We start from the raw sequence: 9,048 nt of genomic DNA, 5'->3' as shown, positions 1-9,048 counted from the left end.
GTCTGCTGATCCGCTGGGAGAAGCGCCCGCGTTCCTATCAGACCTTGTTGTGCTTGGCTTGTGCGCTCATTTGCTTTCAACAATGTGATCGCGTTTCCTCCTTGTAGGTTTTCGGATAAGTTCTTAGGGGTCGGAATCACTAGCGTTTCTGGGCTAAATCAGTTTAATAAGGTTCCCACTGATCAAGCCTCAAGTTTGATTATACAGGCAACTGATCGCAGTAGCAATATGGTTGATCGATTGACGCGTAGTATCGGTGTGACCTTGACGCAGGACAATCTGAATGGAAATGTGCTTGCCATGCAAGCTATTATCGAGCAAGCACAAAATCAGTTTCAACCAGTGTCGTTGCTGCTCTATGCTTTTGCCTCTTTGATTGGCTGCGTTGGCTTGCTCACGCTGATTAATCTGTTGACAACGTCGGTCTTAGAACGCAGTCGCGAGATTGGCATCTGGCGTTCAATGGGAGCCACGGGGCGCAATGTTGCAGGCGTATTCTGGATTGAGGGTGCGTCGCTCTCGATATTGGCCTGGGTTCTTGGGGTCTTGTTGGGTATCCCCGCAGCCTATGGATTTGTGTACTTTCTGAATCGTGTCCTATTATCAGTTTCCTTCGCCTTTGATCCTCTGGTGATTGTTGAGATGTTCGTGGTCATTATGGGTATCATGTCTATTGCCAGTATTGGGCCTGCGTTGAATGCCGCTCATCTGCGCATTGCCGATATCCTGCGCTATGAATAAAAAATATAAGGCAAGGTTCAAATGGATGTGACAGTTGTGAACGATGGAAACACCCACAAATAAATCCTGAAGCCGCTCAGGAGGCCCTCTCAGGATTTATTTTTCACAGTGTGGGTTGTTCAAAGTTGTCACATTGATCTGAGCTCATTCTGAACCATGCCTAAGGAGAAATAAGATATGTTTATCGCACCTTCAAAGCTTCGTCATCCGTTTGCTCTGACTACCAGTCTGTTATGTGTGATGATTCTGCTTGTGCTGTGTAGTTGTGGCACTCCCCATAAAACCTATAATTATGAAAATTTTACAAAGAATCTATCAGGGACTGGGACGCAAGCGGGCGAGGAGTTCTACACCTTCAATTCAGGCGCTTCATTTTCGCTCAAGTGGACTTCCCTGGCCGCTAGCGACTCAACTGAATCTTCCGCCTCGCCTGTGAGCATCTACGCGGATCTGAGAGGGCCATACGCGACAATGGATGCTATGAAGAAGGCGATGACACCGCAAGGCGTGACTGGAACCATCGTCAAGTCGATGCCTGTGATTCAAACAGATGATTGGACGAATAAAACGTACCAATATGACTTTCAGTTGGATAAAAACCTGAAAGCCGGATTCTACATCTTGTCTCAGAAGGTGAATAGCGCTCATGCAACCTTGACATATAATAGCGAAATCAGAATTGGTGCATAGAGAAGAGTCGCGCGTTGGCCTGCGTGGGTCTGGCTCTCACCGCGTCACGCCTGCACATCCGCGAACTGTTGCGCTACGAGTAATCTTGGAAAGGAGCTTACGACAGCGAGGTCTCATTGCCTCATACAGAGATCGTGGAGGCAATGGCCAGGGCATGGGTTCAACGTCTTCGCGAACGGAAATATCTCAGATGGAGCAATAAACGCTATGAGCACAAAGAGGAAACAGGCACTTCAACGAAAATCAACCGCCTCCCTATCGGCGCAAAGGCCTACTATGAAGAGAGCCAGGGACAGATAATAAGCTGAGCAATTATCTGTCCCTGGCTCTCTTTCTATGTCTGCTTGCAAGCTTAACGCTGGGCAGCGACTTCAGCGTAGACTGGCGTGCACCAGTCGAGATATTTGGGATTACGTCCGCGGACGATGTCAATGTAGAGGTTCTGGAGCTTCTGGCTGATCGGTCCTACTTGCCCGTTCCCTACGGGATTATGATCCACTTCGATGACCGGAGCAATCTGAGCGCCGGTGCCACAAAGTAAGATTTCGTCTGCTGTATAGAGTTCGGTACGGTCGATCTGGCGTTCGTGTACAGTGAGTCCCAGTTCGTTTTTCGCTAACTGAATGACGGTCTCACGGGTGATACCCAACAGGATGTTTTCTGAAGGTGCCGGGGTGATGATCTCTCCATTATGAATCAAGAAGATGTTTTCCGCGCTACCTTCGGAGACGTGTCCGTCATGATTGAGCATGATAGCCTCGTCAAAGCCGTTCTGGAGGGCTTCCGTTTTGGCAAAGGCGGCATTGACATAACTGCCAGTGACTTTGGCACGTGCAGGAATGGCGTTATCATCAATACGTCTCCAGGATGAGACACCGCAGCGTAGGCCGCCAGTGCTTACGTAATCACCTAGAGGCTCGGAGGTGAGGATATAGTCATCAGTAAGGCCGTTCAGACGGACGCCAATGATCTCGTTGCTCTTATAGGCTACCGGGCGCTGGTACACATCTTCGTGTTGATCGTTGCGTTTGACCAACTCCACGCTGCTGGCGATGAGTTCATCAACCGAATAGGGCAGGCTCATACGCAGGATCTTGCAGGAATTGAGCAGGCGCTGATAGTGCTCACGCAGACGGAATAAATAGACCTGTTTGGTCTCGGCATTCCAGTAACCGCGAATGCCTTCAAACACACCGGTTCCGTAGGCAAACGCGTGGGTACGTACTGAAATGAAACCACGCTCGGCTGGAAGGTATTCACCGTTCATGTAAAGTATTTTTGCGTCCATTATTTTTGTGGATAAGCCGCACTGTTGCTACTTATCGTCTCCTCCTTCTCCAATGTTGTGATCGAGTGCTAGAAGATGTATTAAAACCTCATGGATATATATCTGCAATGACCTGATGATAACGCCTACGAGACATTTATACAATGTGAGGATTATCTATAAAAGTTGCGGTTCCTCGTACTCCCGCCTGGAAAGCGTACTGATGGGATAAGCTTTCACCATTAGAGGATCTTTTTGCCCAGGGCTGAGAGTGTGAGCTCAACGGCAAGTTGAGCGGTGGCGTTTTCGCGATCCAAAATAGAGTTGACTTCTACAACGTCCATTGAGACCAGACGTGCGCTTTCCGCAAGCATTTCCATGGCAAAATGGGCCTCACGATAGCTGAGTCCTCCCCGTACCGGGGTGCCAACACCGGGGGCCTCCTTGGGATCGAGGGAGTCGAGGTCCAGGCTGAGATGGATCGGACCATTATCCGCCCCTGCGATCTCAATCGCTTGCTGCATAACGGTGGCGATGCCGCGCCGATCAATATCCGACATGGTGAAGACGTGGATATGCTGTTCTCGTAGCAGCCTTTGTTCACCTTCATCCAGATCGCGTGCGCCCAGGATAACGATTTTGTTCTTATCAATTTTGGGAGCCCAGCCGCATACATTGACCAGTTGCTCTTCTCCTAAACCAGCGAGGGCAGCCAGGATCATGCCGTGAATATTGCCGGAAGGGGTAGTGGATTCGATATTGAAATCGGCATGGGCATCTACCCAGATGACTCCCAGGTTTTTATGCTTGGATGCTACTCCGCTGATTGATCCCAATGCCATGCTATGGTCACCACCCAGGATTAAAGGAAATTCTTGCTCGGCCAGGGCATCTGATACAGTGTGGGCCAGATCTTCGGCCAGTTTTGTGATTGGCTCAAGATATTTTAAGCGGGGATTGCCGGTGGGCTGGTTTTCAGGCAGGGGAACATCGAGATTCCCGACATCATTGACTGTATGACCAAGCCTGTGTAGTTGATCGTTTAAGCCTGCGTAGCGGATAGCTCGTGGTCCGATGTCAACGCCACGACGGTCTGCACCTAAATCAATGGGTGCTCCTATAACACGAATGCGCATAAAAGTGTATACCTCGACTCCCCTTCAAACACAGATAAATACTGTACTCAGATACAATGCCATAAAACCGCCTCGCTGTATAGCGATAGAGGTGTTCTTTTCCATTATATGCACTGCTCAGTAAATTTGTCTATGCTCTCCTCTGCTGCTGTAGTAGATACTTTTTACATAATTTTGTGAGCTACAACAGGATGAAGCGCGCTGGCGAGCCGCTCGCCAGGCGTGTTGAAAGTCCCTGTCTGTCCACAGGCAAACCGTGTTCAGGTGATTGGATGACCAGGAATGGCTGTGTATCGCCTGGGGGATACGTGCCTGCGTGGAAGAGGCTCTTTTCGCCAGAAAATACGATAATACATGGAATTATATCCTGTAAAAAATAAAACTCTTATTTTAGCCGTGATAGTTTTCGTTACTATAAGTTGTTTTGTGAATAATAATTTTATTATATATCGTCTGAGAAGCGAGATAATTATGGACTTGTTGACTTGATAGTATTTAAGGATTGATGCTATACTGTAGGTTATATGGACTATACGCGAGCCCGCCCGGATGGGCGGGTTTTTACCGTTACCAGGTATCTTATTATCGGGAACTTAGCATGTGGTGAGAGGGAAGCAATGATGCTTTTCATGCGACGTAGCAGCCTGACTTTTCGGGTCAGGTAAGAGGAGGTTCCGTTTATTATGGTTGTCGATTTTGTGAGTCCTTATGCTGTGGCCGTCGCGCAATTTGATGAGGCGGCTGATCGTCTGGGATTATCGCAGGCGATGCGTACAATTCTCCGGGCTCCTAAACGCGAGCTTAGCGTGAATTTTCCTGTACGCTTAGACAATGGCGATGTCCAGGTTTTTACTGGCTATCGAGTACAGCATAACATTAATCGTGGTCCGGCCAAGGGAGGCATTCGTTTTAGTCCTCAAGTGTCTCTCGATGAGGTGCGGGCTCTGGCAATGTGGATGACGTGGAAATGTGCGGTCGTGAATATTCCTTTTGGTGGTGCGAAGGGGGGGGTAATCTGTGATCCCCATCAGATGTCGCGCGGCGAGATTGAGCGCCTCAGCCGTCGTTATGCGACCGAGATTTCCATTCTGATGGGTCCCAATAGTGACATTCCCGCTCCTGATATGAATACCAACCCACAGATTATGGCCTGGATGATGGATACCTATTCAATGCATCAGGGTTATTCGGTCCCGGCGGCGATTACGGGGAAGCCACTGGCAATCGGCGGGAGCGAAGGACGTCTGGAGGCGACTGCACGCGGAGTACTGGTAGTGACGAAGGCCGCTATGCGCCATCTCGGTATGGTTCCTGAACAGTCCTCGGTGGTGATCCAGGGCTTTGGAAACGTCGGTGGTATCAGTGCCCGTTTGTTGCATGAACTGGGCTGTAAGGTGATTGGATTAAGTGATGTCAGTGGTGGTGTGTATAATCCTCATGGTATCGATGTTCCAACGGCAATGCGTTTTTCACGGGAACATGGTAATCTACGCGGCCTGCCTGGCGTCGAGCCAGTCTCGAATGCCGAGTTGCTGGAACTGCCCTGTGATATCCTCATTCCGGCAGCCCTTGAGAATCAGATTACGGGTGCGAATGCGGCCCGTGTACAGGCCCGTGTGGTCATTGAAGCCGCCAACGGTCCAACAACCACTGAGGCCGATCATATCCTCAATGAGAATGGGGTCCTGGTGATACCGGACATTCTGGCGAATGCGGGTGGTGTGACGGTGAGTTACTTTGAATGGGTCCAGGATCTTCAGCATTTCTTCTGGTCAGAAGCTGAGATCAATCAGCGCCTGGATGCCATTATGTCTCGTTCATTTGAGGCAGTGCTACAAAAGTCGCAGGAGCAAGAGACCAATTTGCGTATGGGCGCGTATCTGTTAGCTGTGAGTCGTGTGGCTGAAGCTACCGAGTTGCGGGGCATTTATCCGTAAGCATTTGATGAAGCCGCCAGGCTACTGTATCATTGAACGAATGTTTTTTTCCGTAGTCATATTCATATTATTGAATTCTTTAGTAAGAGGCCAACCATGCGATGTTACATGGCTGGCCTCTGCTGTGAGGTTAGTTGGATGGCTCAACATCCAGAATCTTGAGCCAGACATCTGGTTTGCTGTCGTTTTCGGCTGAGCTGAGACGAAAGATCACATCAACCTCGTTGACATTCTGGAAGCGGGCTATCTCGCTGGCCCCACGTGTATAGATACCATTGGGCAGTATCTCTTGTCTGGAAGGCTGCTGTGCTGTTTGCGGGTCACTTCCTTTTTGCGGGACTGCCAGGCGCATGAGCATATTCTGTCGATTGGGGCCGCTGGCCCGCGCATTGAGCAGGCGCAGACGTTCTATCGCGAAGAGTGGCTCTGGATTCCCTGCCCCAAATGGAGCGAGCTGGCGTAGCTCCTTATACGTTTTATAATCAAGCTTGCTCATTTGTGTGATGGTCAGATCTACCATGCGGGGAGTAAGGGGCGGCGCGGTTTCGCTACTTTCCTGTTCGGTGACAATGCCAGTGGGATCTGGCATATTACTGCCATCGATCAAGGCTGTGGTGGCCCCATCATTTTTCTGCCAGCGTAAGAGATGGGCACGCAATGTTTCAACGCGCTCACTGAGAATAGTAAATCCAGCTGCCTGCTTATGACCGCCATAGCGCTCCAGTTGCGAACTAAAGTCCCGTAGCGCCTCAATGATATTAAAGCCCTTCTGACTCCGCGCTGATCCTCTGCTGGTCTGTCTTTCTGGATCATCACTGAGGACGAGGACCGGTTTATCCAGCTCTTCGGCCATCTTGCCTGCTACCAGACCGATAATACCCTCGTGCCAGTTTTCACCATGGACCAGGACTACGGCGTCATTGGGATAATTGCTGGCCTGTTCGCGCACCGTATTTACCAAAACTTCAGTCTCTTGCTGACGCTGGATGTTCAGTTGCTTAAGCTCTTCCGCGATCCGCTCTGCTTCAGCGCTATCATCAGTCACCAGCAGCTCAAAGGCAATACTGGCCTCCTTCATCCGCCCGGCAGCGTTAATACAGGGCGCGATACCAAAGGCGATATCGCGCTCACGAATCTTGCCCGGTTGCAGATTGGCGTTACGGATCAAGGCCTGGAGGCCAGGTTTGCGGGTAGCATTTAAGCGTTCTAATCCCAACCGTACATAAGTATGGTTTTCACCCAGCAAGGGAGCGATATCTGCAATTGTGCCGATGGCAACCAGATCGAGCAGTTCCATTTCCTCCTCTGTGGGCCGTTTATATGCCCGATAGAGAGCCTGTGCTAGCTTAAAGGCTATACCGACACCACACAGGTTGCGCTCGCCGTAATTGCAGTCTGGACGCCAGGGATTGACCATGGCATACGCCTTTGGTAATTCCGTTGGTGGATGGTGATGGTCAGTAATAATGATATCTATGCCCAGGCTATTCGCCAGTTCTACCTGACTGACATCCGAGCTAGCGCAATCGGTCGTGATAATCAATCTGGTTCCACGTTTTTTGAATATTTCGATAGCGTTGTCGTTGAGTCCACAGCCATTTTTGAGGCGATTGGGAATGTAATGATCCAGTTCGGCAGTGGGATGTTTAAGCTGACGTAATACGCGATAGAGCAGGGCCGAAGAGGTCACGCCATCTGCATCATAGTCCCCATAGACAGTAATATGTTCTTCTTGTTCGATAGCTTGCAGTATACGTGCAACGGCACGTGGCATATCAATCAATGTCAGGGGATCGCGTGTGTCCTCATAGCTGGCAGCAATGAAAGCCTGCATTTCTTTTATGTCGTGTATGCCTCGATTGGCAAGTAATTGTGCCTGGATCGGGGTAATATTTGTATGTTTTAGTTCCGCAAAAAAGGCGTCGTCAAGTCTGGGCTTTATTTCCCATGTGGCCGCCAGATGAGATGATAATTCCACGTGTCTCTTTCCTTACTGGTAACTCAGGCAATGGTCGTTATTCTGGTAGCAGGCGCATAAAGACCTCGTTGCCCAGCAGACGTCCACGGTCACTCAAGCGTAGCCAGCCATCTTCATATTCTAATAAGCCCGCCTCTTCGACGCGTTGCAGGCGGTTGCCCACAAATTGTGCAAATGTTTCTTTGAAGCGCGTTTCAAAGGTGGGGAGATGGATTCCCATCGCGGTGCGCAGGCCGAGAAACGCTGTCTCGGACATGGCCTGTGCATGCTCCACGATTTCGCTTTCAACCTCCGGCAGGCGACCGCTTTTGAGCGTTTTGATATAAGTGGCGGGCTCGCGTTCGTTTGAAAAACGCCGATTGGCAAAACTGGAGGCCGCGCCCGTACCCATGCCGATATAAGGCAGATTTTGCCAGTAGGTAAGATTATGCTGGCTATGATAGCCGGGGAGCGCCCAGTTAGAAATTTCATAATTGACATAGCCAGCCTGCCGCAACAGCTCGTCCGCGTACTCATACATATCTGCGCAGAGATCTTCATCGCCGGGAATGATACGTCCCTCTTTAAACCAATCCATAAAAGGCGTACCCTCTTCGACGATCAGTGAATAGAGTGAAAGATGTTCGGGTCGCAGATCGAGAGCCTGCTTGAGTGTCTCTTGCCAATGCTGCATGGTCTGCTCTGGTAATCCAAACATAAAATCTAGATTGATAGATGAGAAGCCAGCGGCACGTGCGAAGCGAACGGCCTGGACGATCTCTGCTGGCGAATGAATACGGCCTAGCGTTTTGAGCAATTTTGCATCCATGCTCTGCGCGCCCATACTCAAACGATTGATACCCACTTTGCGAATGCCCTGGAGTTGTTCCTGATTGAGTGTACCTGGATTGGCCTCCATGGTGATCTCTGCATTTTCGTCAACCGCGAAAGATTGGAAGCAGGCGGTAAGTATACGCGTGATCTGATTGACATTTAACAGGCTTGGAGTACCCCCGCCCAGAAAGATTGTGCGTGAACGGCGTTTACGTCCATCTTCATGTTGCGCCTGCTGACCGGCCAACGCTATTTCGGTGAGCAGGGCCCGGACATAGGGCTCTCGCAGTGGGAGCATGCCCGCAAAGGTATTGAAATCACAATAGAAACAACGGGTATGACAAAATGGAACATGGAGGTAGAGAGAAGCTGTTTCCAGGAGGTCCTGAATTGGTTCAGTCATCTGTAAAAGAGATTGAGGTACGCGTGGCTGTTGTTGTATCTGTGTTTCGATGGACGTCATGGGTGTTATTTTATCCCTTAATT

General features: G+C 50.0%; 7 protein-coding genes. 3 read left to right on the top strand and 4 right to left on the bottom strand.

Annotation, left to right across the window (positions count from 1 at the left end):
- The first annotated feature begins 195 nt into the window (after positions 1-195).
- Together F1593_RS14405 and F1593_RS14400 are read left to right on the top strand one after the other, a co-directional pair.
- The gene (locus tag F1593_RS14405) at positions 196-741 is read left to right on the top strand and encodes an ABC transporter permease (protein ID WP_149402262.1); all 546 of its coding nucleotides are present in this window, start codon (positions 196-198) and stop codon (positions 739-741) included.
- A 177-nt stretch (positions 742-918) separates the two neighbouring features.
- A complete protein-coding gene (locus F1593_RS14400) occupies positions 919-1,431 on the top strand; it encodes a hypothetical protein (protein ID WP_149402261.1) in 513 nt (170 codons plus the stop codon).
- 352 nt (positions 1,432-1,783) lie between these two features.
- On the opposite strand, the gene F1593_RS14395 is transcribed toward F1593_RS14400, so the two are convergent.
- Positions 1,784-2,719, bottom strand: coding sequence for a branched-chain amino acid transaminase (locus F1593_RS14395; RefSeq protein WP_149402260.1), 936 nt, complete (start codon positions 2,717-2,719; stop codon positions 1,784-1,786).
- 221 nt (positions 2,720-2,940) lie between these two features.
- Positions 2,941-3,834, bottom strand: a complete 894-nt coding sequence (gene rocF, locus F1593_RS14390; RefSeq protein WP_149402259.1) for an arginase — start codon at positions 3,832-3,834, stop codon at positions 2,941-2,943.
- 683 nt (positions 3,835-4,517) lie between these two features.
- On the opposite strand from rocF, the gene F1593_RS14385 reads away from it, so the two are divergent.
- On the top strand, positions 4,518-5,771 hold the full coding sequence (locus F1593_RS14385; RefSeq protein ID WP_149402258.1) for a Glu/Leu/Phe/Val family dehydrogenase: 1,254 nt from the start codon (positions 4,518-4,520) through the stop codon (positions 5,769-5,771).
- A gap of 130 nt (positions 5,772-5,901) precedes the next feature.
- Here the strand turns inward: F1593_RS14385 and recJ are convergent, their stop codons facing one another.
- Together recJ and hemW are read right to left on the bottom strand one after the other, a co-directional pair.
- Positions 5,902-7,749: a single-stranded-DNA-specific exonuclease RecJ gene (gene recJ, locus F1593_RS14380; protein WP_149402257.1), complete on the bottom strand. Its 1,848-nt coding sequence runs from the start codon at positions 7,747-7,749 to the stop codon at positions 5,902-5,904.
- A 37-nt stretch (positions 7,750-7,786) separates the two neighbouring features.
- Entirely contained in the window at positions 7,787-9,025 is a 1,239-nt protein-coding gene (gene hemW / locus F1593_RS14375; RefSeq protein WP_149402256.1) for a radical SAM family heme chaperone HemW, read from the bottom strand.
- Positions 9,026-9,048 lie beyond the last annotated feature (23 nt).

This window comes from Dictyobacter arantiisoli, from assembly GCF_008326305.1.
Classification (GTDB): Bacteria; Chloroflexota; Ktedonobacteria; order Ktedonobacterales; family Ktedonobacteraceae; genus Dictyobacter; species Dictyobacter arantiisoli.
The sequence above is the reverse complement of the archived record's forward strand: the minus strand, read 5'-3'. Positions and strand labels throughout refer to the sequence as shown.